This window comes from Thalassotalea ganghwensis (assembly GCF_053485795.1).
The window spans coordinates 26,367-47,723 of record NZ_JBQRUM010000015.1; the positions used below are offsets into that span (position 1 = coordinate 26,367).

21 protein-coding genes are annotated in these 21,357 nt (G+C 39.6%); 15 read left to right on the forward strand and 6 right to left on the reverse strand.

Going from position 1 to position 21,357, the window contains the following annotated elements:
• The first annotated feature begins 21 nt into the window (after window positions 1-21).
• From ACSLUH_RS14525 to ACSLUH_RS14535, 3 genes are all read left to right on the forward strand, one after another.
• On the forward strand, window positions 22-783 hold the full coding sequence (locus ACSLUH_RS14525) for a DUF1365 domain-containing protein (RefSeq protein WP_448568254.1): 762 nt from the start codon (window positions 22-24) through the stop codon (window positions 781-783).
• Window positions 784-813: 30 nt separating this feature from the next.
• The gene (locus tag ACSLUH_RS14530) at window positions 814-2,049 is read left to right on the forward strand and encodes a class I SAM-dependent methyltransferase (RefSeq protein WP_448568256.1); all 1,236 of its coding nucleotides are present in this window, start codon (window positions 814-816) and stop codon (window positions 2,047-2,049) included.
• Window positions 2,050-2,209: 160 nt separating this feature from the next.
• Entirely contained in the window at window positions 2,210-3,556 is a 1,347-nt protein-coding gene (locus ACSLUH_RS14535; RefSeq protein WP_448568258.1) for a sodium-dependent transporter, read from the forward strand.
• A 296-nt stretch (window positions 3,557-3,852) separates the two neighbouring features.
• Here ACSLUH_RS14535 and ACSLUH_RS14540 read toward each other — a convergent pair whose 3' ends face one another.
• Window positions 3,853-4,824: an aldo/keto reductase gene (locus ACSLUH_RS14540; RefSeq protein ID WP_448568260.1), complete on the reverse strand. Its 972-nt coding sequence runs from the start codon at window positions 4,822-4,824 to the stop codon at window positions 3,853-3,855.
• A gap of 231 nt (window positions 4,825-5,055) precedes the next feature.
• Here ACSLUH_RS14540 and ACSLUH_RS14545 point away from each other — a divergent pair, with 231 nt between their 5' ends.
• From ACSLUH_RS14545 to acnB, 5 genes are all read left to right on the forward strand, one after another.
• Entirely contained in the window at window positions 5,056-5,592 is a 537-nt protein-coding gene (locus ACSLUH_RS14545) for a hypothetical protein (protein ID WP_448568262.1), read from the forward strand.
• Window positions 5,593-5,688: 96 nt separating this feature from the next.
• Window positions 5,689-6,516: an alpha/beta hydrolase gene (locus ACSLUH_RS14550; RefSeq protein ID WP_448568264.1), complete on the forward strand. Its 828-nt coding sequence runs from the start codon at window positions 5,689-5,691 to the stop codon at window positions 6,514-6,516.
• Between the two features lie 281 nt (window positions 6,517-6,797).
• On the forward strand, window positions 6,798-7,976 hold the full coding sequence (locus tag ACSLUH_RS14555; protein ID WP_448568266.1) for a GGDEF domain-containing protein: 1,179 nt from the start codon (window positions 6,798-6,800) through the stop codon (window positions 7,974-7,976).
• Window positions 7,977-7,990: 14 nt separating this feature from the next.
• Complete coding sequence (locus ACSLUH_RS14560) at window positions 7,991-8,338, forward strand: hypothetical protein (RefSeq protein ID WP_448568268.1); 348 nt, start codon at window positions 7,991-7,993, stop codon at window positions 8,336-8,338.
• A 232-nt stretch (window positions 8,339-8,570) separates the two neighbouring features.
• Window positions 8,571-11,159 carry a bifunctional aconitate hydratase 2/2-methylisocitrate dehydratase gene (gene acnB / locus ACSLUH_RS14565; protein ID WP_448568270.1) on the forward strand — a complete coding sequence of 863 codons (2,589 nt, stop codon included), beginning with the start codon at window positions 8,571-8,573 and terminating at the stop codon, window positions 11,157-11,159.
• Between the two features lie 76 nt (window positions 11,160-11,235).
• Here acnB and ACSLUH_RS14570 read toward each other — a convergent pair whose 3' ends face one another.
• Entirely contained in the window at window positions 11,236-13,221 is a 1,986-nt protein-coding gene (locus tag ACSLUH_RS14570) for a methyl-accepting chemotaxis protein (RefSeq protein ID WP_448568272.1), read from the reverse strand.
• Window positions 13,222-13,430: 209 nt separating this feature from the next.
• Between ACSLUH_RS14570 and ACSLUH_RS14575 the strand changes: the two genes are divergently transcribed.
• From ACSLUH_RS14575 to bla, 5 genes are all read left to right on the forward strand, one after another.
• Entirely contained in the window at window positions 13,431-14,036 is a 606-nt protein-coding gene (locus ACSLUH_RS14575) for a hypothetical protein (RefSeq protein WP_448568274.1), read from the forward strand.
• A gap of 94 nt (window positions 14,037-14,130) precedes the next feature.
• On the forward strand, window positions 14,131-14,541 hold the full coding sequence (locus ACSLUH_RS14580; RefSeq protein WP_448568276.1) for a hypothetical protein: 411 nt from the start codon (window positions 14,131-14,133) through the stop codon (window positions 14,539-14,541).
• 305 nt (window positions 14,542-14,846) lie between these two features.
• Window positions 14,847-15,188: a Fis family transcriptional regulator gene (locus ACSLUH_RS14585; protein WP_448568278.1), complete on the forward strand. Its 342-nt coding sequence runs from the start codon at window positions 14,847-14,849 to the stop codon at window positions 15,186-15,188.
• A 26-nt stretch (window positions 15,189-15,214) separates the two neighbouring features.
• A complete protein-coding gene (locus ACSLUH_RS14590; RefSeq protein ID WP_448568280.1) occupies window positions 15,215-15,967 on the forward strand; it encodes an SDR family oxidoreductase in 753 nt (250 codons plus the stop codon).
• 42 nt (window positions 15,968-16,009) lie between these two features.
• Window positions 16,010-16,735, forward strand: coding sequence for a subclass B1 metallo-beta-lactamase (gene bla / locus ACSLUH_RS14595; RefSeq protein ID WP_448568282.1), 726 nt, complete (start codon window positions 16,010-16,012; stop codon window positions 16,733-16,735).
• A 40-nt stretch (window positions 16,736-16,775) separates the two neighbouring features.
• Here bla and ACSLUH_RS14600 read toward each other — a convergent pair whose 3' ends face one another.
• The 3 genes from ACSLUH_RS14600 to ACSLUH_RS14610 all read right to left on the reverse strand — a co-directional run bounded on the left by ACSLUH_RS14600 (window position 16,776) and on the right by ACSLUH_RS14610 (window position 19,021).
• Window positions 16,776-17,147, reverse strand: coding sequence for a VOC family protein (locus ACSLUH_RS14600; RefSeq protein WP_448568284.1), 372 nt, complete (start codon window positions 17,145-17,147; stop codon window positions 16,776-16,778).
• A gap of 102 nt (window positions 17,148-17,249) precedes the next feature.
• Entirely contained in the window at window positions 17,250-17,906 is a 657-nt protein-coding gene (locus ACSLUH_RS14605; RefSeq protein ID WP_448568286.1) for a response regulator transcription factor, read from the reverse strand.
• Entirely contained in the window at window positions 17,903-19,021 is a 1,119-nt protein-coding gene (locus ACSLUH_RS14610) for a sensor histidine kinase (protein WP_448568288.1), read from the reverse strand. The genes ACSLUH_RS14605 and ACSLUH_RS14610 overlap by 4 nt, the downstream gene beginning before the upstream one ends.
• A gap of 167 nt (window positions 19,022-19,188) precedes the next feature.
• On the opposite strand from ACSLUH_RS14610, the gene ACSLUH_RS14615 reads away from it, so the two are divergent.
• Window positions 19,189-19,968 carry a MipA/OmpV family protein gene (locus ACSLUH_RS14615; protein WP_448568290.1) on the forward strand — a complete coding sequence of 260 codons (780 nt, stop codon included), beginning with the start codon at window positions 19,189-19,191 and terminating at the stop codon, window positions 19,966-19,968.
• A 4-nt stretch (window positions 19,969-19,972) separates the two neighbouring features.
• Window positions 19,973-20,614, forward strand: a complete 642-nt coding sequence (locus ACSLUH_RS14620; RefSeq protein WP_448568291.1) for a hypothetical protein — start codon at window positions 19,973-19,975, stop codon at window positions 20,612-20,614.
• Window position 20,615: 1 nt separating this feature from the next.
• On the opposite strand, the gene ACSLUH_RS14625 is transcribed toward ACSLUH_RS14620, so the two are convergent.
• Complete coding sequence (locus ACSLUH_RS14625; RefSeq protein WP_448568293.1) at window positions 20,616-21,311, reverse strand: hypothetical protein; 696 nt, start codon at window positions 21,309-21,311, stop codon at window positions 20,616-20,618.
• Window positions 21,312-21,357 lie beyond the last annotated feature (46 nt).

A 21,357-nucleotide genomic window follows, 5' to 3' on the forward strand; every position in this document is an offset into this window, starting at 1 on the left:
TAATGAAGATGGAAAGACGACATGATTGACCTCAACAGTGCGGTATATGAAGGACAAGTGCGTCATCGACGCTTTGCCCCCGCTGAGCTCGATTTTAGTTACCCCTTATATATGTTGGCCTTAGATATTAACGAGGTCGAGCAAGGCGTATTGGAAAACTGGCTTTTTGGTTGTCAATGGTACAAACCTTTGCGCTTTGTCGCTAACGACTATATCAAGGGTGATCCGAGTAGTTTGAAAGCCCGTATTACCGAAAAGATTGTTGCTTTAGGGGGAAAGGCGTTAAGCGGCAGGGTCGTGATGTTAGTCCAAGTGAGATGTTTTGGCTTGTACTTTAGTCCAGCCAATTTCTATTTTTGTTACGATGAAAATGATCACTGTCACTATATGCTCGCTGAAGTCAGTAACACCCCGTGGAATCAACGTCACTATTACCTGGTTGACGTTAATGACGAAGATAGTATTGAACCCACAGAAAAAGCCTTTCATGTTTCTCCATTTATGGATTTAAACATGAAATATCATTGGCAAATCAAGGCGCCTAAAGTGGACACTGATCGCTTGTTGGTTCATATCGAAAATCAAGTGGAAAAAAAAGGTAAAGTGTTTGATGCAACCCTGGCGTTAAAGAAGAAGTCGTTTGCATCTAAGGCATTGTTTAATGTTTGGAAAAAGCTACCAATAATGACATTGAACATCGTGTTAGGAATATACTGGCAGGCATTAAAGCTGTGGGTAAAGAAAGTCCCCTTTGTGCCTTATCAGTACCCAAAACAGCACTAATTTTGGAAAGTTTGAAGATAGGAGTAATTCATGGAATCAACTCAAGTATTAAGTAATTCGCTTAAAACATCTTGGTTCGCGAAGCGTTGTCGAGATGTTGTTTTTTCAACTTTTTCAAAGTTGTCATCGGGGCGTTTAGAAGTTTTTGAAAATGGTAAAAGTTATGTATTTGGTGATAACGCTCCTTCAAACCATGAGCAAAGGTTAGATGCTAAAATAATCATCCATCATGCAGATGTTTATATTGCGATGGTGCAACGAGGTTCTATTGGCGCTGCTGAAGCTTTCATTGAACAGCAGTGGACGACACCTGATTTAACTCAAGTGATACGTTTAATGGCCAGAGAGCAAAAGTCGCTTGACCAGCTAGAGAAGAAAAGTTCTTGGTTGAACCGTGTGAAAGAATTTTTGTTGCATGCGCGCAATCGAAACTCTGTTACTGGTTCTAAGAAGAACATTATGGCGCATTACGACCTTGGCAACGAGCTATACACTCGGTTTTTAGATCCTCAAATGATGTACTCTGCTGCGATATATCCGCATCAAGAGGCGTCCTTAGCTGAAGCTCAGTCACATAAGCTTGAAATGATATGTCAACGCCTTGAATTAAAGCCAAGCGATCATCTCTTGGAAATAGGCTCTGGCTGGGGAGGTTTAGCCATATATGCAGCCAAGAACTATGGCTGTAAGGTAACGACGACAACGATTTCTGAAGAGCAATTTGACTATGCTCAAGCGCAAATAAAAAAACAGGGGCTCGAAAACAAAATTACCCTGCTTAAAAAGGACTACCGATTACTCACAGGCCTTTACGACAAAGTGGTTTCTGTTGAAATGATTGAGGCTGTCGGTAAGCAATACATGAAAAGTTTCTTTGAGCAATGCAATGAACGTCTAAAACCTGGTGGTAAGCTGTTGATCCAAGCCATTACCATCGCTGATCAGCGCTTTGAACACTATTCTCGTAATGTTGATTTTATTCAGCGCTATATTTTCCCAGGCGGCTTTTTACCTTCAATTCATTTTATGAGTGAGCACATTAAAGAAAACACCCACATGGTTATCGAATCTTTACACGATATTGGTATTGATTATGCCCGCACCTTGGCTCACTGGCGAGATGCATTCCTCGATGCGTGGCCAGAAATTAAGCCTCATGGTTTTGACGAAAAATTTAAGCGCTTATGGTTGTATTATTTTGGTTACTGCGAGGGTGCCTTTCTTGAGAGGGCAATAAGTACGGTACACTTAGTTGCTCGAAAATAATTATCTTGAAAAACGTTGAAATTTACAAATTTGGTAAGTGATTCGTTACAAAATGATGCCTGTTTTTCGTTTATTACGCTGACAGAATCACAAAAGAACTGTTTTTTTGATGCAACATTAAGTAAATTAGTGCCATTAATAATAATAAAGATGGTTTTCAATGGCAGCTTCAAGAGGGGAGTTTAGCTCTCGATTAGGTTTTATTATGGCAGCGGCAGGATCTGCCGTCGGGTTAGGGAATATTTGGGGGTTTCCTACACAGACCGCCAGCAATGGCGGTGCAGCCTTTGTCTTGGTCTATTTATTTTTAGCCTTTTCTCTCGCATACCCAGCCTTTATGGCCGAATTATTGATTGGCCGGTATGGCCAAGCTAATGCGGTTACGTCTTTACAGAAAATGTCTCGTACATTATTTCATAAACGTTTTGCCTTCTTAGTTGGTTTTTCTGGTGTCGTTTGTGCGTCACTAATTTTAAGTTTTTATGGAATTATCGCCGGTTGGATGATGTCTTACGCAGTTGAACCGCTATTTAACGTTGCAGGCCTTCAAGATAGTGCTGGTTGGGTTATCAGCCAATCGATGGAGCGAAATATACTATTTACCGCATTATTTATGTTTTTGACCATTTATATTATTCGCCGTGGTGTTGAACAGGGGATTGAGAAATGGTCAAAGCGCTTAATGCCGATGTTAATTACATTATTAGTCTTGTTAATTATTTATGTTTTTACTTTAGATGGGGCTTCTGAGGGGTTAACGGCTTATTTAAACCCTGATATATCCCGCGTTCTCGAGCCTAATTTAATTATCAGTGCGTTAGGACAAGCATTCTTTTCTCTTTCTTTGGGAACCAGTGTCATGGTGATTTATGGTTCATATATTTCCAAGAAAGAAAATTTAGTGACAATTGGTGCTCAAGTTACCTTAATTGACGTATCTATTGCCTTTTTAGCCGGTTTATTAATTATTCCCGCAATGTATGTTGCGCAAGCGCAAGGCGTAGCAATATTTGCCGAAGACGGTAGTTTAATTTCTGGCTCGGGTTTGGTTTTCACTGTCCTTCCTGCGTTGTTTGACACCATGGGCAGTGTCGGTTTGTTTGTCAGTTTTGCATTTTTTGTTCTGATGTCAATTGCAGCGTTAACCAGTTCAATATCGATGTTAGAAGGCCCTGTATCTTATGTGGTTGAACGTCACAATGTTAGACGTGAAAAAGCAACTACCTTTATAGGTATTGCTATTTTTATCATCAGTGCGGTAATTATTAGTAACCTTGGTGTATTGCTTGATTTTGTTGCAATGTTAGCGACGCAATATGGACAACCCATTATTGCCATGCTGTGTTGTATTTTTGTTGGCTGGATCTGGCGCAGAAATGAAATACTTAAAGAGTTACAACAGGGCAATAGTGATGTCGAGCAGGGGATTTTTTGGAAAATTTGGCCTTGGTATACTAAATTCGTCTGTCCAACAGCAATCGCGATTGTTTTCCTTCATTCACTCTAAAGAAGAAGAGTAGAAGAGTTTAGTTTTAAATAGCGTCTCATGTAATCTCCATTTTTGTTTATTTGTGAAACCAAATTGAAGATTACTGTGAGCGGGTATAAACAATCATCACACCTGTATAAGCTAAGGACAGGTGATATCGTTATAAAATGTTAAGTAGCGGCGCTACTTTGTTGATTCAGTAGGAATTAACCAAAAAACAATCAAAAGTTAAGCCTGCTTTATCGGTGACAATAGAAGTCAAAAACGGGCTTGTGATAATGAACAGCCCTTCCTTGGTAGATCTTTACCCCTTTTTATGGGAGCGCATGACCACGAGCTGAAACATAAAGTGCGTACCAATCTTCGCGAGTTAACTTAACCTTAACTGCATCGACACAGCGTTTAATACGCTCTATATTCGTCGTACCGATAATGGGCTGAATATTGGCAGGGTGTCGCATGATCCAAGCAAGAACAATGGCATCACTATTGGTATGATATTTTTCCGCTAAATTTTCAACTAAGCTTGCCGTTGCTTGAATATGACTTGCTTGATTGGAGACATCTTTACCGGAGAAAAGCCCTTGCGCTAAGCTTCCCCAAGATTGAATTTGAACATTATTACCTTGACAATATTCAAGGGTACCAGCACAAAAATTACCATGACTCCCATTCGGGTTACCTGCTAATACCCCATGCTCTAGCCAGCCGAGTTGATTGAGACTAAGTTCAACTTGATTGATCAGTAAAGGTGAGCTTAACGCTGATTGCAAATATGCGATTTGATGATGATTCATATTTGAAACACCAAAGTACTTTACCTTTCCTGATTGGTTAAGCTGTTCAAGTGTTTCTGCGACGATATCAATTTCCATTAGGGGATCTGGGCGATGTAATAGCAGTATGTCTAATTGTTCGATATGTAAACGCGATAAAATTCCATCGACTGATTGCTTGATCCAAGTCGATGAAAAATCGTATCGGCCAGGTATAGAAGAATTTGCGAAACGAATACCACATTTAGATTGAATGATTATTTGATCTCTAAGGCTTGGTTGAGTTTTAAGAACTTCACCAAAGACCTGCTCGGCTTTACCATGAGTATAAATATCGGCATGATCAAAATAATTAATGCCATTTGCTAAGGTAACTTCAATGATTTCATGTGCTTGCTTAATATGTTCAGCAGTCACCGGGTTTTTATCCCAGCCGCCTCCTAAACCCATGCACCCATAGACCAATTCACTCGCTTGGTTAATGGTTTTGCTTATCGCTTGTTTGTTCATGATTGACTTCGCTTAAAGGTATTGATTGACGGATTTGATAGAAAAGTAATTACACCATAATCGAACAAGTAAAGCACATCGTGCTTTAGCAATGAGATGTTTTTCTATTGGTTAACAAAAAATTGAGGCGATCTGATGATAAATTGTAGAGTCAATTATAGAAAATCAGTACAATCTTTTGGTTAACGTTAAGACCGCAAGTTATACAATTAGTTTTAGAAGGGATTTCATTTGATCAATCGTAAATTGTTAAAATCGTTTTTAGATTTTAGTCAGCAACAAAAGCCTGCGCCGAGTTTTGTGTTAATTTACCTAACTACTTGGTTAGTTTGGCACAATCAACTATTTTCAGCGTTTTTTTTAACCCCAGGTAATGGAATTGAAAGGTTGATGGCGGCTTACCATTCCATCGAAAATAACCAATACGTTTTGGTATTATTTTTAACCACACTTTTTTTGACGATACGACTAGGTTACAACTATATCGTTTATAAATCCCACCAGGTCGTGATGAGTGTTGATGAAGATGAGTTAATGATCAGAGGTGATCAGTTAGCGAAAGAAAATGAAGATGTTAAAGCCTTAATGCAAACACTAGAGCGCACTAAAGCTAAGCTAGAAAAAGTGAAACTTAGCGAAGAGCAAGCGCAGCAAGAGAAAAAAGAAGCCATTGCTAAAATGCTCAATTATCAAGTGCAACTTGAAGAAGCGCAAGCCGACCTAGCCATACTACAAGCGTCAATTCAAGATGAAAATACTAAAGCATAGCAATAAGATAATCTTACTTAGTCCTTAGTCGCTAAGTACGAGAGTTATATTACATTTTTGACTACTTTTAGCGTAGCCTACAAAAAAAAATAGAATATGAAACTAAAATTACTGTTATTTCTTCTTCTGCTTCCATGTTTCTCATACGGACAAGAACTTCCTGTCGTGTTAAGTGAAACGGAGTTCGTTATTGGTAAATCGATTACCATCGAATCAACTATTCTAAATGAGAAAAGAAACTTAAACATATATTTACCAGCAAGCTATGCTAACGATAAGAATAAAAATTATCCTGTTATTTACTTATTCGACGGTTCAAAAGAAGAAGATTTCATTCATGTATCAGGCATAGTCCAATTTGGTTCTTTTTCATGGATAAACATGCTTCCAGAGTCCATTGTGGTAGGTATCAGCAATATTGATAGAAAAAGAGACTTTACTTCACCATCAGAGAATAAACTCGATCAAAAAGAGTTTCCTACCTCGGGTAAATCGGAACACTTCATTGCTTTTATCGAAAAGGAACTGCAACCATTTATAAACTCAACATATCGAACAGGGCATAACAATACGCTTATTGGTCAGTCTTTAGGTGGACTTTTGGCGACTGAAATATTATTTAAAACCCCCTACCTATTTGATAACTATATTATTGTTAGCCCAAGCTTATGGTGGAATGACGAAAAGTTACTCGACATAGCAATGCAAGAATACAGCGCTAATAAGTCCATATATGTAGCGGTAGGTAAAGAAGGCGAAGTAATGGAAAGAACGGCGAAAGCGTTATTTAACAAATTGACAAAACAGCAAAAACAAAATTCAAAGGTGTACTTTGAATTTTTGGAGGATAAATCACATGGGGATGCACTTCACATGGCGGTTTATAATGCTTTTGAAAAAATCTTTGCATCAGAAAAGAATTAAGTTGATTTGATCAAACGAGCAGGGGCTAAAAGTTTAACAATTATAGGTGTCTGCTTCTTCTATTTTTTTTTGGAGCGAGTCACAGGAGCAATTATGTGTATGAATCAATGAATAGAACCAGTGAGTACCAGTCAGGTAGTGTGGTGATATATAGTAGAGGAGATGCCCCTTGTTGACACCCAATACTCTTGTCTAGAAAATAACCAGTTAGCGAACTATACTCATACCTATTCTAATAAAATTAGCACTGTATCTTGTGTCTTAGTGCAATGGGTTGGTCGATGGATCCCAAACTAATCTCTGGATTTGCTTATCTATTCGTCGCTACGATGACAGGCGTCATTGCAACCTTGTATTTCTCGTTTAGCCCGTTGAAGTTTGATTATAATCAGCGAACGACTATTCGATACTTCTCTTTATTGTTTTTAAGCTACTCTTGCTTTTATGTTGTTTATGCTACACGCCCCTTTATTGATGCTGATTTATCGGTTCTGTTAGCGAATTTCTTTTTTACTTTAGCAATGCACTGTTTACGCTATGGTTTAATGTGGCGGGTTGGGCGAACCCACAAACATATCTATCAAGATATGGCTTTTTGGGTAAATCTAGGCGTAATTATTGTAATAAACTACATTCTATTGTTTAAACTAAGCGACTCATTGTCCTCCAGACAAATGGTCAGTTCTTGGAACCTATTTTTAGTTTACATTGCTGCTAGTCGATTTATCGTCGACAAAATTGATAACCCGAGTAAAGGCGAGAAAATATTTAGGACTACGGTTTGGGTGCTAATGCCTTTTCCCTTGATTGTGTTAATTCCGAGTGTTTTTTATCATGATCCTTTTATTAATGCGTCTCTTGTTTTGGTGTGGTTGACCTTACAAACGATTGCTTTGTTTGGTGGCTTAACGTTTCTTTTATTATCTGATGTTATTGATATGCACTACCGAAACTCGGTAACTGATCCATTAACTAAGCTGTTTAATCGCCGCCACTTTATGGCGCAGGCCAGTGCGATGATAAGTTCTGCTCATCGGCATGCTTTTCCGATGTCGGTTATCTTGTGTGATATTGATCACTTTAAACAAGTTAATGATAGTTACGGGCATAACATTGGTGATAAGGTGATTGTAAAGTTTGCTAATATTCTTAAAAATCAAGCTCGAGAAGAAGATGTTGTCGCGCGATTTGGTGGCGAAGAGTTTATTATTTTATTGCCGCAGACTAATGCGGATGGCGCTAAGGCGTTAGCCACGAGAATGTGTGAAGCAACAAGAAAGCTGGTGATTAATTGTCCACAAGGAGAGTTTCAATTTACCGCCAGCTTTGGTGTTGCTACCTTTGATAGCACCATTAATATCGAAGAAAATATTAAAAATGCTGATGAAGCATTGTATTTAGCAAAAGAGAGTGGTCGAAATCAAGTCGTGGTATACTCTTCATTGTCTTTTGCTCGATAAACATAAGTTAATTCATGAAATATTCAAACTATTTACTTTTATTTATTGTCACTATTGTATCCATTGGTTGCACTCAAAAACGGTTTGATGACGACATTAGTGAATGGGACTTTGATCATCATGTTCGTTTTGAGCAGAAGAAGCTGAGTGATAACCGTTTTTATATTAAAGTTCATCGTTTTGATAACACGCATTTTCCTCAACTGGCGACATTTTTACTGAGGCAGTCTTTTAAGGTTTGTCAGGGATATGGTTATACCATTGAAGTCCTCGATGGGGTAGAAGCTTTTGATGATAAAAAAGCTCGTCCTAATTGGATCCCACCTTCTTTAGCTGCCAATGTTGAGTGTTTGTCAAAATAGGCTATCTTTACACTACGGTAGACATGAGTGTGGTTAACCAGTTGATTGGCTAACATTATGATAAATAATGTTTATTCATGGTGGTTATAACAACTATAACCACCATGATTAATTGTTTGATTTAAAAGCTAATCTGCTTCACGTATAATCACGCCGAAAATTTTCTAATCAAGACTCTGACAGACATAGCACAATGTCTAACATCAGATCTTTTATATTAAGGGAGATCGCTGTGCTTCAAGAATATCGTAAACACGTAGAAGAACGTGCTCAAGAAGGTATTGTTCCTAAGCCACTAGATGCAGAACAAACGGCTGCTTTAGTTGAATTAATTAAAAACCCACCTGCAGGTGAAGAAGAGTTTATTTTAGACCTTTTGACTAACCGTGTCCCGGCTGGTGTAGATGACGCTGCTTATGTGAAAGCCGGATTTTTAGCTGCAGTTGCCAAAGGCGAGACGAGCTCTCCAATCTTGTCTGCTGAAAAAGCGACGGAATTATTAGGTACGATGTTGGGCGGTTACAACATTCAGCCGATGATCGACCTATTGGATGATGCTGACCTAGCTGATACAGCAGCAAAAGGCTTATCTCACACATTATTGATGTTTGACGCGTTTTTTGATGTTAAAGAAAAAGCTGAAGCAGGTAATGCTGCCGCCAAAAAAGTAATGCAATCATGGGCTGAAGGTGAATGGTTTACTTCGAAGCCGAAAGTTGCAGAAAAAATCACGGTTAAAGTATTTAAAGTAACAGGTGAAACCAACACCGATGATTTATCTCCAGCGCCAGATGCATGGTCTCGCCCGGATATTCCATTACACGCAAAAGCGATGTTAAAAATGGAACGTGAAGGTATTACTCCTGATGAAGACGGTGTTGTTGGTCCAATCAAACAGATTGAAGCATTACAAGAAGATGGTATCCCATTAGCTTATGTAGGTGATGTTGTTGGTACCGGCTCTTCACGTAAATCTGCAACTAACTCAGTGTTGTGGTTTATGGGAGATGATATTCCTTGCGTACCAAACAAGCGCGCTGGTGGTGTATGTTTAGGTGGTAAAATTGCACCAATTTTTTACAACACCATGGAAGACTCAGGCGCTTTGCCAATTCAATTAGATGTTCGCAAAATGAACATGGGCGACATCATTGATATTTATCCATACGAAGGTGTGGTTAAAAAAGGCGATGAAGTTATCGCTGAGTTCAAATTAAGCTCAGTACTATTAGATGAAGTACGTGCCGGTGGCCGTATTCCATTGATCATCGGTCGTGGTTTAACGACTCGTGCACGTGAAGCGCTGGGCTTAGGTGATAGTGATTTATTTGCTAAGCCAGTAGATGTTGAAGGTTCAAGCAAAGGCTTTACTTTAGCACAAAAAATGGTGGGTAAAGCATGTGGTGTTGAAGGTGTTCGCCCAGGCCAGTACTGTGAACCAAAAATGACGACAGTTGGTTCTCAAGATACCACTGGCCCAATGACTCGTGATGAATTGAAAGACTTAGCTTGTTTAGGTTTCTCTGCTGATTTAACCATGCAGTCTTTCTGTCATACATCAGCCTATCCTAAGCCAGTTGATGTCAATACCCATCACACACTACCAGATTTCATCATGAATCGTGGCGGCGTTTCATTGCGTCCAGGTGATGGTGTTATCCATTCTTGGTTAAACCGTATGTTGCTTCCTGATACTGTAGGTACGGGTGGTGATTCACATACGCGTTTCCCATTAGGTATTTCATTCCCAGCAGGTTCTGGTTTGGTGGCATTCGCAGCAGCAACGGGTGTTATGCCATTAGATATGCCTGAATCAGTGTTGGTACGTTTTAAAGGTAAGATGCAACCAGGTATCACTTTACGTGACCTCGTTCATGCGATCCCATACTACGGTATTCAAAATGGCCTATTAACGGTGGAAAAATCAGGTAAAGTGAATGAGTTTTCAGGTCGCGTGCTTGAAATCGAAGGCTTAACTGGTTTAACGGTAGAGCAAGCGTTTGAATTGTCAGATGCTTCAGCAGAGCGCTCTGCAGCGGGTTGTACGATTAAGTTAGAAGAAGAGTCAGTTAAAGAGTACTTAGAATCTAACATTGTGATGCTTAAGTGGATGATCAGCGAAGGTTATGGCGATGTTCGTACGATTGAACGTCGTATCCAAGCAATGCAAGACTGGTTGGCTAACCCATCATTGATGGAAGCTGATAGTGATGCAGAGTATGCGCACGTGCTTGAAATTGACTTAAATGAAATTAAAGAGCCTATTGTTTGTTGTCCAAACGACCCTGATGACGCTAAGTTACTTTCAGAAGTCGCTGGCGCTCACGTAGATGAAGTGTTTATTGGTTCATGTATGACTAATATTGGTCACTTCCGTGCAGCAGGTAAGTTAATTGATAAATTCAATGGTACATTACCTACGCGCTTGTGGGTTGCTCCACCAACGAAAATGGACCGTGATCAATTAACTGATGAAGGTTACTATAGCATTTATGGTCGTGCTGGCGCGCGTATTGAAACTCCAGGCTGTTCATTATGTATGGGTAACCAAGCACGTGTTGCTGATAAATCAACAGTGCTTTCTACTTCAACGCGTAACTTCCCTAACCGTCTAGGTACAGGAGCAAACGTTTACCTAACATCAGCTGAGTTAGCCGGTGTCGGAGCGATTCTTGGTAAGTTACCAACTCCAGAAGAATACATGGAATATGCGAAGCAAATTGACGCGACAGCGGCAGATACCTATCGCTACTTAAACTTCCATCGCATGGAGTCTTACACGAAGAAAGCTGATTCGGTTATCTTACAACAACCAGCATAATGGTTGAGTAAAGAAAAAAAAGCATTGCTTAGGCAATGCTTTTTTTAGACCAAAATTCAAACGTTCATAATGTTCTTTATTGAATTTTAAAATGGGCAACCAGTTCAAATAAGCGTTTGTTGGCGCTGGAGAGTTGTGTTTGGCAAGCGACAAGTTGCTCTGAGCGTTCCATTTGACCATTCACTTCATCATTGAGTTGGTGTAGTAACTTATCTAATTCAGCACTGGTATTGGCCTGGTCTTTAGTTTGCTCTGCGATCACGCCATTATTGGCAACACAAGCTTCAACGTCGCTTTCAGCTGTACTGAGCGTTGATGCTATGCTTTGAGAATGCTGCTCAAAGGCATGAATTCTTTGGTTGGCCGCTTCCATGGATTTACTCGCTTCAAGCGCTTGAGATTGCAGCTTTTCGATAATCGCTTGAATTTGTCCCGTAGATTGCTGACTGGTTGCGGCCAGTTGTCTTACTTCATCTGCGACAACCGCAAAGCCTCTACCATGCTCGCCCGCTCGTGCAGCTTCTATCGCAGCGTTAAGCGCTAATAGATTGGTTTGTGCGGCAACACCCTCGATGACTTCGAGTACTTCGGTAATTGCCTGAGTATCTTTATGCAGCTGATTAACGACATTACCGGTTTGGGTAAAGTCATTTACTAACGACCTTAAATCATTTTGATTTTCAGTTAGTAGCGTGCTGCCCTGATTAATACCTTGTTTGGCTTGCAAAATCGATTGGTTTGCTTGAGCTGCTTGTTCATCAATATGTTGTGCTGATTGTGCGAGCTCTGAAATCGCATTAACCACCATATTCATGTTTTCTCGCATTTGGTGGTTGCTAGTATCATTGGCTTTTGCAAGATGATCGACATGTTGAACTGACTCGTCAAGTTCATTACTTGCTCCGACAATAAAGCCGATCATTTTTTGCAGTGACGAGAATATTCGGTTAACAGCATTTGCCATAAAGGCTGTTTCATCATTGCCTCTCACCGTTAAACGTTGGGTCAAATCACCTTCACCCTGAGATACTTCTTCGAGCGCTTGTTGAACACTGACTAACGGTTTACATAACCAACTAGCGATCACTTTGACTAAAACCCCGATAATAAATAATACAATAAAGGCGGCGACAACTATTTGCCCAACCGTTTCTTTAACTGGCGCATTAATCACGTCGATTGGTACCATTAACCCTAGCTGCCAATCCAAGCCAAAGCTCTCGTTGCTAACGTGATCGATAAATACGCGATACTCAGTATCGTGCCATAAGACGTTACTCAAAGGTTTTGACTGTTCAAGGCTTTGTTGTAGCGCTTTAAAGCCAGACGTTGCTTTTTCCTGATCAAGATCTGCTAACGTTCTGCCTGCTTTGTATTCTGAAAGTCCTTGAAAGTGTATAATCTCACCATGAGGGTCGATCAGAAAAGCCAAACCGTTGCCCTGATATTTTACTCGCTCGACAATGGATGAAATGGTATCTAGTAAGATGTCTGCTCCGGCTACACCGAGAAAACGTCCGTTATCAGTAACTGGCATATTAATGGCGGTGTAGAAGGTATTAAATGCTGGGTGAAACTCTATCTTAGAAACATTAGTTTTACCGGTTTTTTTGATCTCTTCCCACCAAGGGCGACCATAGACAGTATAGCCATCGTCGTTATAGATGCCTTGTTCAAAAAAGTATTCTCCTGATAATGCCGAACCAAAGAAAACTGACTTTATCGTCTTGTCATGACTTGATTCAACTGATAATTGGTCGATGAACTGTTGCAGGGTATCAGCAGCAATATCGCTTGGCTCAGTACGTTGCTTTATCCAGTTGAGCATAGGGGGTTGGCGAAATAGTGCTTGTAGTACCCGTACCTTTTCTCCGATGAATTGGCTGATTTTGTCGCTGTTTGCGCTCATCGTTAAGTGCACTTCATTAACAACTTCTTGTTCTCGCTTCTCTGCACTGGTAATGGCGACAGAAAACGTGATCAGTGTTAGCAGTAGAGAAAACGCTACTGAAATGGCAATGACAAGTTTGCGGCTGATTGAGCCTTGGCTAAAGAATTTCATTTATTACGACTTCATTTAATGGTGGTTACAGTTCTTCCTTGTACAAAGATCCTATATATTTTATACAATATAAGATGGCTGGGTATTATACCAATAATATTTAGTTATTTTATAGGAGTTATTTAAGCCTATTAGCGATAGTTGGTTGTTTATTAAGTGAGTAACTCGCATTATTATTAGAGTGTAGACAAAAAGAAGGAGTACTAGCAATGGCAGGCGTTAAATTTAATTTAAAAGAGCGGTTACCTGATATTCTGTTAGAGTCATTATTTATCGTCGTAGCACTATTGTTGGCACTTGGTCTTGATCAATGGCGTGATGACCAAAAAGCTCAGCAAGTCGCAGAGAATGCTCGAAAAGCGATTTACACTGAATTAAAAGATAATCAAAAAAAGTTAAACGATAAACTGTCTGTTCATCAGGAGATTTTGGCTCACTTAACTCACTATATTGAGGAGAAGGAGCAAGCATTAGCTAAGAACGATCTGGATGATGTTGAGATCTCATTTGAATATCAAATGGTCCTGATCTCCAGTGCGGCGTGGGACTCAGCTAAGGTCACTCAAGTTGTGCAAAATTTTGCTTTTAGCGAAATCACCAACTTTTCTCAAATCTATCAAATGCAAAGGTTATTTTTGAGCAATCAAACGCAAATTATTGAGAAAGTGATGGCAATGGGGGAGTTGCAACCTGAGCAATTGTTAGGATTTGCTAAAGGTTTGGCGCATCGATTAACGATTTTGATCGAGTTAAATCAAAACTTCGCTAAAGGCATATCATCCGTTCTTGCTGAGCAAAATAGTCAGACAAAATAATCATTTTTTGCAATGTTTGCTTACAGAATCTCGCTACCTTAAAAATAAATTTTTTTATAAAGTAACTCGGTTAGCGAGAGTGAGGGCTTAAAGCATGTTTAAATATATTATTTTGATATCGATGTTAATATTAAGCGTTGCAGTGAATGCGGAGCAGGCCGAATATCGAGTTGTAACTAACCACCCAATAAAAGTGTTTGATGGCGGCAGTATAGATGAAATGCTTTCTTTATCTCAACAATGGAAAAATAAAGTTTTACTTAAAAACCCTCATATGAAACAGGTTGATTACTTGTTGTCAAAACACTCTGAAGATCGGTATGACTTATTAGTGGTCTACCATTATCAAAATGAGCAACTGGCTGCATTAGCCAACCAAGAAATCCCCTCATTAATTGAAAACGCGTGGCCCGATGTTGAGCAGCGACAAGCGTTTTTTAAACGGATGCAGTCATATATTATTCAATCAGAAAAGACTACTCAGGCTTATCATGTTTTGCCTTAACGAAGGCGCTTTATTTCGTTTATTATTGCCTGTTTATTGAAATGACTATCCCAAAAAGTACCATATTATCAACAAATTATTGTAGTACCTTATATTGATTACTAAAGCGGTTAGGTTTTAACCAACTCACTATTGTTATCAATTTCGAGAGTGCGTATGTCTGGCTATCGTTTGGCATTAACAGTAAATTCTTGTCGAGCTGTGTTATTGAACGATTAATTTTTTCGGCAACTTGTTAGGTGTTCATTCGATAAAAATTAGCGTATCTTGTGTTGCATAGTGTAGGCAAAGATTTATCTCTGAACATGCGTAAAACCGATAAAAAAATTGATAATCAGCTAAGAAGAGTTTTGACGGATGTTTGTCAGCAAGCATTAGAAAGTATTGAGGGCTTCCAGTGGCTAACTCATCAAGTTAATTTTACTCGCTTTCCTAGTAGTTTGAAGATTGTTTGCGTGTTTGATACTACTCAGCAGCTGGAAAGTTTTCAAGCCTCTTCCGATAAAGCTATGCTTGAAGCAATGGTCAATGCAAAGTTGCGACAAATAGAGATTAATTTAACCGTCATCGGTAAACACCTTATTTATGATAGTGAAGAAGCTTGTCTAAAAGATCATAAAGGGAATTGGGCTAAACGATTAGCCTAACTAAATAAAAAAGGTTAAATAAGAAAGTGATTCATCAAAAAGTCGTGATTGTTACCGGTGGTGGTCGAGGTATTGGTGCAGCAACAGCTAAGTTGTTTGCACAACATGATTATGCTGTTTGCATCAATTATCGCTCAAATCATGAAAGTGCAAACCAAGTGGTAGAAGAGATTAAAGCCGCAGGAGGACACTGTGTCGCCCTGCAGGCTGATGTCTCAAAAGAGGCTGATGTTGTTAGATTATTTAACGAGGTTGATCAGCAACTTGGTATGGTTAACGTACTTGTTAATAATGTCGGTATGCTAAGACCTCAAAAAAGGCTAGAGCAGTTAACCGCAGAGCGCATCAATAACATGCTAATCAATAATGTTACGAGTTATTTTTTATGTAGCCGAGAAGCGGTCAAACGCATGTCGACTAAAAGCGGTGGTTTAGGCGGTGCGATCGTCAATGTCTCTTCAGCTGCATCCCGCACTGGGGCTCCTAATGAGTATGTTGATTATGCGGCTTCTAAAGGTGCTATTGATACCCTCACTACTGGACTCGCAATGGAAGTTGCTGCAGAAGGTATTAGAGTGAATTGTGTGCGTCCCGGACTCATTTATACAGACATGCATCGTGATGGAGGAGAGCCGGGACGAGTTGACCGATTAGCATCAAAAATTCCGTTACAACGAGGGGGACAAGCCAGTGAAGTAGCGGAAGCTATTTTGTGGCTAGCAAGCGATAAAGCGTCTTTCTCTACCAATAACTTTCTTGACCTTGCCGGTGGGCTTTAAGTTAGCATAATCTAGGCATGGTTTTTTTCTTATAGGATTTTTATGAAACGACTTTCGTTATCTCTACTGTTATTAGCATTTTTTATTCCAAAGCAAGCGAGTGCTAATCAAGCCATACCGCCACTAGAAATTAAGTCACTCACTGACGATGTTTACCTGCATATTTCTTATCAAAATATTGAAGGTTTTGGTTTAGTAAGCTCAAATGGCCTGATTGTGATCAATAACCATGATGCTTTTATCGTTGACACTCCTTGGTCAGAGCGAGACACAGCGCAATTATTGACGTGGTTGCAAGATAAAAACCTTAATCTCGTTGGTAGCCTGTCAACCCATTCACATGAAGACAGAACCGCGGGAATATCGCTACTAAATAATAAAGGGATCAGGACTTACGCGACACAACAAACCAATGAATTTTTAAAGATTAAACAACAAGCACAAGCAATTCATACCCTTAATACACCACAAGATACCTTATTAAATGACCAAATAGCGGTTTACTATCCTGGAGGAGGCCATGCCGCAGACAATATAGTTGTTTGGCTTCCCAATGAGAATTTGCTTTTTGGCGGCTGTTTGGTTAGAAGTAAACAAGCTAAAAGTCTTGGCTATACAGGCGAATCAAAATTAACTCAGTGGCCTTTGTCAATTGAAAAACTCTTGGGCAAGTACCCTAACGTTAGCCAAGTAGTGCCAGGTCACGGTAAGGTTGGTGGTCGAGAACTGCTCACACATACTTTAGCTCTGACTCGACAATCAAAGTAACCATCTTTGAGTTAAAGTTTTATTGAAATAAAAGTCAAGCTTAGCGATGCTGGTCAATCAATATTGAATTGCCATCAGGATCTTCCAGTGTAATGCTGGCCGGTCCTGTAGTGCCTTCATCGACTTCCTTGATCAGCGTTATACCTTGAGCTTTAAGTTTTTCTTGTAATTCTCTTACGTCATCAAATGCTGCTAATGCTTTAGCATCTTGATCCCAACCAGGGTTGAAGGTCAAAATATTTTTATCAAACATCCCTTGAAATAAGCCAATAATATGGTCGCCATTCTTCATTATCGCATAGCCATACTCGATATTGCCTGACCATTGCTCAAAGCCTAGTTTCTGATAAAAATCGATTGATTTAGTTAAATCTTTTACTGTTAAACTAATTGAAAAAGCACCTAGATTCATTTTGAATTCCTTGTGTTAGTTTTTATGTAATGAGTTTTCAGGCTAACTTAGTTTGACTGGCTGTCAAGTTTTTCGCAGAGAATCAGCTTGGAGCTCTTCTACTTAAATGATTTCCATATCAAGTGCTTTCAGTACAGCACGGGTGCGATCTCTGGCATCGAGTTTAGCCAAAATAGAAGAGACTTGATTTCTAATCGTGCCAACAGATTTATACATAGCGTCAGCTATTTCATTATTTGAATAGCCTGCTGCGACAAGCTTTAACACTTGTAGCTCTGTTTTTGTCAATGTAGGTACCGCTCCTTTGAGCCAACTTGTTGTTTCGGTCGTTTTTAAATGATTATTGGCATTGTGACTGATTCTATCGCTAAGACCAGGTTGCAACCAAGTATGACCTAAAGCAAGTTGTTCTATGGCATTAGTTAAATCATTAAAATTAACATCTTTGCGCAAGTAGCCCTTAGCGCCAAGTTTTATGCAGTTGAGTACCAACTCATGATCGTCAAAGGTGGTTAACACTAACACCGCTGGCGAGTAGGTCGCGCTGGCCAAAGACTCGAGCACTTCTACACCGTTCATTTGTGGCATACGAATATCAAGTAATAGAATCTGTGGGCGATGAAGCTGAACGAGCTCAATGGCTTCGAGGCCATTTTGGGCTTCCGCTATGACGTTAAAATGCGGCTTAAGCGCCAATAATGAGCGGATACCTTCTCGAACTAGTGTTTGGTCGTCAGCAATTGCGATTGAGATACTCATAAATATTCCTGCGGATCGGGTAAGGTAATCGTTAAACAGCAACCTGATGAATTAGTGGTGATCCTCACTTGGCCATCAAGGTGGTGAACTCTTTCATGCATGCCTTGAAGACCATTACCCAATTTGATTTCTTTTGTCGGTGCACCGTTGTCATGAACTTTTAAGTTGATAATGTCATTTACTCTTTCGAGCCTAATTTCACAGGTTGAAGCGTTACTGTGTTTGAGAATATTGGTTAATGCTTCTTGAATCGCTCTAAAAATAGCTTCGGCGACACGAGCATCATTAATCGTTAATTGATTTGATATGTGTAAATTAATCGTAATACCGTCAATATCTGCAGTAAGTGCTGCTAATGCCGCTTTTATATCCAGAACTTTTTCAGTACGCAGTTCACTAACGGCTTCACGGACATCACTTAATAGCAAGCGGGTGATGCTTTGAGCTCTGATTATATGTGTATTTGCAGGGGCAGGCGATAGTTGTTGGGCAACTTCGAGCTGTAAACTTAACGCGGTGAGATGATGGCCGATAACATCGTGTAAATCTCTAGCGATTCTCATGCGCTCGTCGCGTTTACTGGTAATGGCAAGCAATTGTTGAGTCGCTTTAAGCTCTCGAACAAGATGAGCAGATTGCTCTTTAGCTTTTTTCACTTGGCGTAACCTATCGCTAATAAAAATCGCAAAAAGGTTAAAAACGGTAAAAAGTGAAGCGTTAACCCATACATTTTCGTCGAGCGAAAGCGGAAAATAGGTAAATGGAATGACAATGCCGAGCATTACTGCATATTTTAATGGAATGTGCTCTGACAGATCTGACACAAAAATAATAGCCAAAATGAGGATAATACCGTTATTAAACTGCATCATTAACATCGCAAGCGCTGCCGCGGAAATGCCAAAACCTATCGATTTGATTTGGCTAAAGTGAGTTAGCAACCAACCGAAAGCATAACCAATAAACAGGAAAACCGCGATGGTTATGGTGTTAGTGGTTGCGGGCAAAATATTGCTTTGTGGGCTGGTATGGTTTAACCATTGATACATGCTGAAAATAGTGACTAGAAGCCAAGTTAAGAAGCCTAAACCTAATTCCCTTTTTGTTTTTATCATATTGATCTCTTTCATATTATTAGCATCTCATGAACGTTGGCTGTTATCCAATAGGTCAAATGTCACGTTATAGCATGTTAACGAAATAAAATGACATTTGTCACATGCAGCTTTTAACTGCAAGCCATAGGCTAATGCTTTATTTTTACTTTACATCTAGGAAGATTATGAAAATTGTTTGCATAGCCTTAGGCTTCATTTGTTCTGTGATAAGCTGTTTTAGTGCCGCATATGAACAGAATTGGTCGTTAGAGTATGGTGGATTGGTTAATTATCAAAGCACTATTTACCAAGGTCAACCATCAGAAATCCAAGCATTACCCTATATCAATGCTGCATATGGCCAATGGGAGTTTGGAATGAAGCATGGCATTGCTCGTTATCGACTTACCAACAGTGCTAACTCACTGCAAGCCTGGCTTGGTATTGGTTTACGAGATCAAACCTATGATGGACTTTTTAGCTCCGACAGTGATAAATCAGACCATCCGATTTTTTTCGGCTATCAAGACGGGGATTATGACATAACCGCCACGGCAAAACTTGCCTGGCAAGGGATTAATGTCCAACTGGAGCAAGATATTTCCAACCACTCTCAAGCGCTGGCTGGCGCGATTTCCTATGACGTTTTTAGCCAGCCACTGACCAGAAACTTGATCTTAAAAGCAAATATTGGAGCCCGTTGGTATAGTCAAGATTATGTTGATTATGTTTATGGTATCAATGGTAGCAACATCAATGAGCAGCTTGGCCGCGTAGCTTATCAAGGAGACGCAGCTCTGAATCCACTTATTAATTTGAGTATGATTTACCAAATTGATCGACAGTGGACAATCGTCGCTAGGTTAGAAGCAGAATCGATAGACGATGGCATCGTTGATAGTCCATTGGTAGATGAGGATAAGCGTTATGGCGCAACTATTTTACTAACCTACAGAGGAAACTAAACCAATGAAATGGATTGTGTTAAGTGTTTATTTATTCATGTTTACCGCTTGCAATAGTGAAGATATTGAAACGGCTAACTTTGGGAGTGGTTATTATAAAAATGACTATCAACTCGTGAATATGACGGATTCTTGGCTAACATTGTTTATCGCCAATACAGAATTGGGTGGTGAGCAAAGAAATCCTTTTGAAGTAAAATATCAGATCAGTAATGATGTACTGCGCTATGATTATTTGCGTTTTCGTCATGAACATAATGTTGAGCGCAAGTTTACTTTGGGTGTGCAATCTAGCACCGCACAGTATCGTCAACATATTAAGGTAGATAATGATAGCGAATATCACCTTGTCGTTTGGCAAGATAATAATCAGCTGGCTATTTCATCGTTTAAGCGTGCTAACCGCACTAAAAACAATTATATAACTGTACGGTTATTTTCCACCCAAGAAAGTGGTGTTGTTAAGCTTAATGACCAGCAAAAATTCGTTGAGCAAGGCAAAGTAAGTCAAGCATTTACTTTGGCAAATTGTGCCAACGAATTGTATTTCAACGATCAAATGATAGATGTGTGTGAAGGTGATTATGGACGGGCTTATTTACTTGTCATCGATCAGGAGGAGCAGCTATTGGTGCCAGAGCAATAACTTAATTCTCAATAACATCAACACGATCAGGGAAAGATAGCAGATAAACTTTATTGAAGCCGTTGGCTGATAATGAATGAAGCATTTGGTTATGTGTGTTACTTAATTTAAACAAGACATTACAAACCAATAGTAAACGAACATCATTGATATGCTTTGAATAGCGGTTCAGCTTAGCGGACTTTTCCTTAATTTTGTCGACGATTCTATTTTTGGTGAGAAAGGGGAGCTCTTGTTCATTGTCGGCCGCATAAAGCCAGCGTTCGTGGTTACTTGCATTGGTAGGTAATGCACAAATGTATAAATGCGTGTTTTTACATGGTGAAACACGCATCTGTTCAAAATCATTGAGTGTCAGCGCACATTGGTTTAGTGCTTTTATGATAGGTTGTGAATGATCAAGGTCGCCAATAAAGTTTACCCTTAAAGGTCGTAGATTATTGTGTTCGTAAGCTTGCTTTATTGCTTCAATTTTCGCTTGTTTGCCATCGGTGACTATCGCTTGACTATCAGCGAGTAGTTGCTCAGGATAGATTTCCCTTACCTCTAAACCAAAGTGCTCTTGTGGGCCAGTAACGAGAAGATCTGGCCAGTGTAATTCATTGGGTGCACTAGCGACTTGCCAATGATAGCCAAGTATTTTTGCAACTTGGTTGGCATAAGCCATTTCACTATTTTTCTGATAGCGCGTCGTCATAATAAGTGTCCATTAGCAAAAGAAGTACGCAAATCTCTTTATCCTT

Bases quoted from the DNA above. Each gene is read 5' to 3' on its own strand.
- ACSLUH_RS14525 (WP_448568254.1), top strand. From the start codon at position 22: ATGATTGACCTCAACAGTGCGGTATATGAAGGACAAGTGCGTCATCGA.
- ACSLUH_RS14530 (WP_448568256.1), top strand. From the start codon at position 814: ATGGAATCAACTCAAGTATTAAGTAATTCGCTTAAAACATCTTGGTTC.
- ACSLUH_RS14535 (WP_448568258.1), top strand. From the start codon at position 2,210: ATGGCAGCTTCAAGAGGGGAGTTTAGCTCTCGATTAGGTTTTATTATG.
- ACSLUH_RS14540 (WP_448568260.1), bottom strand. From the start codon at position 4,824: ATGAACAAACAAGCGATAAGCAAAACCATTAACCAAGCGAGTGAATTG.
- ACSLUH_RS14550 (WP_448568264.1), top strand. From the start codon at position 5,689: ATGAAACTAAAATTACTGTTATTTCTTCTTCTGCTTCCATGTTTCTCA.
- ACSLUH_RS14555 (WP_448568266.1), top strand. From the start codon at position 6,798: ATGGATCCCAAACTAATCTCTGGATTTGCTTATCTATTCGTCGCTACG.
- ACSLUH_RS14560 (WP_448568268.1), top strand. From the start codon at position 7,991: ATGAAATATTCAAACTATTTACTTTTATTTATTGTCACTATTGTATCC.
- ACSLUH_RS14570 (WP_448568272.1), bottom strand. From the start codon at position 13,221: ATGAAATTCTTTAGCCAAGGCTCAATCAGCCGCAAACTTGTCATTGCC.
- ACSLUH_RS14575 (WP_448568274.1), top strand. From the start codon at position 13,431: ATGGCAGGCGTTAAATTTAATTTAAAAGAGCGGTTACCTGATATTCTG.
- ACSLUH_RS14580 (WP_448568276.1), top strand. From the start codon at position 14,131: ATGTTTAAATATATTATTTTGATATCGATGTTAATATTAAGCGTTGCA.
- ACSLUH_RS14585 (WP_448568278.1), top strand. From the start codon at position 14,847: ATGCGTAAAACCGATAAAAAAATTGATAATCAGCTAAGAAGAGTTTTG.
- bla (WP_448568282.1), top strand. From the start codon at position 16,010: ATGAAACGACTTTCGTTATCTCTACTGTTATTAGCATTTTTTATTCCA.
- ACSLUH_RS14600 (WP_448568284.1), bottom strand. From the start codon at position 17,147: ATGAATCTAGGTGCTTTTTCAATTAGTTTAACAGTAAAAGATTTAACT.
- ACSLUH_RS14605 (WP_448568286.1), bottom strand. From the start codon at position 17,906: ATGAGTATCTCAATCGCAATTGCTGACGACCAAACACTAGTTCGAGAA.
- ACSLUH_RS14610 (WP_448568288.1), bottom strand. From the start codon at position 19,021: ATGATAAAAACAAAAAGGGAATTAGGTTTAGGCTTCTTAACTTGGCTT.
- ACSLUH_RS14615 (WP_448568290.1), top strand. From the start codon at position 19,189: ATGAAAATTGTTTGCATAGCCTTAGGCTTCATTTGTTCTGTGATAAGC.
- ACSLUH_RS14620 (WP_448568291.1), top strand. From the start codon at position 19,973: ATGAAATGGATTGTGTTAAGTGTTTATTTATTCATGTTTACCGCTTGC.
- ACSLUH_RS14625 (WP_448568293.1), bottom strand. From the start codon at position 21,311: ATGACGACGCGCTATCAGAAAAATAGTGAAATGGCTTATGCCAACCAA.